We start from the raw sequence: 1,034 nt of genomic DNA, 5'->3' as shown, positions 1-1,034 counted from the left end.
AGAACATCAATAATGGCTTCCTGAAAAGAGGCGGCAATCTGTGCTTTTTCATCTTCTGTGATGCTGGGGTTGTCATGGATATACCGTGCAACCGAGGACTTTAGACCGCTGAAGCTGAAATCAAAACTGCCTTTTTCAAGCAAAGTTCTGGGAAACTTAATTACAGAAGGATCTTTTGTCTTTGCAAGGCTTTCAATTATAGGGCCGCCAGGGTAACCTAATTTCAGCATTTTTGCCACTTTATCAAAGGCTTCTCCGGCAGCATCATCTCTTGTCTGTCCCATGAGTTCAAAATGGTCATATGAGGTGACATGATAGATATTGGTGTGCCCTCCTGAAACCACCAGCGCAATAAAGGGGAATTCAGGTTTTGAGTCCCCAAGGAATAGAGAATAGATATGGGCTTCCAGATGATTGACACCGGCAAAAGGAAGTTGCCGTGCAAAGGCAAAGGATTTGGCAAAAGAGAATCCCACCAGAAGGGCTCCTATAAGTCCCGGGCCTCTTGTTGCTGCCACAGCATCAATATCCTCAAGGGTGATATCTGCTTTATTTATAGCCTCATCCATCACCTGGGTAATGGCTTCAACGTGCATTCGTGAGGCAAGTTCAGGTACAACGCCGCCATATTTATGGTGAACATCAATCTGACTAGCTATGACGGAAGAAAGGATGCTCGTGCCATCCTTGACAATGGCAGCAGCAGTTTCATCACAGGATGATTCAATTCCTAAAACTCTGACAATTTGCACGGTCAATCCTCAATCTCGAAAATACAGCTATTTAATCGGCAAAATTAAATCATACGGATATTCAGCCAACAGTTCAATCTTACCATCTGCCCGTGCAGTGTATGAATCCTCGATGCGCACGCCCATGCCCTTTTCGGGATAGTACAGACCAGGTTCGATGGTGAAAGCGGATCCGGGGGCCAGCACATCTGTGGGCGAAGGGTGGATCATGGTCGACCAGGGCTTTTCATGCACTTGCAAGCCGATGCCGTGTCCCACCGAATGCACGTAGCCTGACTGCGT

2 protein-coding genes are annotated in these 1,034 nt (G+C 46.8%); both read right to left on the bottom strand.

Features of this window, described 5'->3' with window-relative positions; translation table 11 throughout:
- The coding region (tsaD, locus tag Q7J41_RS14425; protein WP_304889139.1) for a tRNA (adenosine(37)-N6)-threonylcarbamoyltransferase complex transferase subunit TsaD at positions 1-752 on the bottom strand (752 nt) is incomplete at its 3' end.
- Between the two features lie 27 nt (positions 753-779).
- Positions 780-1,034: Xaa-Pro peptidase family protein (locus tag Q7J41_RS14420; protein ID WP_304889138.1), on the bottom strand; the 255-nt coding region annotated here is incomplete at its 5' end.

Source organism: Acetobacterium sp., from assembly GCF_030652775.1.
Taxonomy (GTDB): Bacteria; Bacillota; Clostridia; order Eubacteriales; family Eubacteriaceae; genus Acetobacterium.
This window is presented reverse-complemented; position numbering and strand designations above follow the sequence as displayed.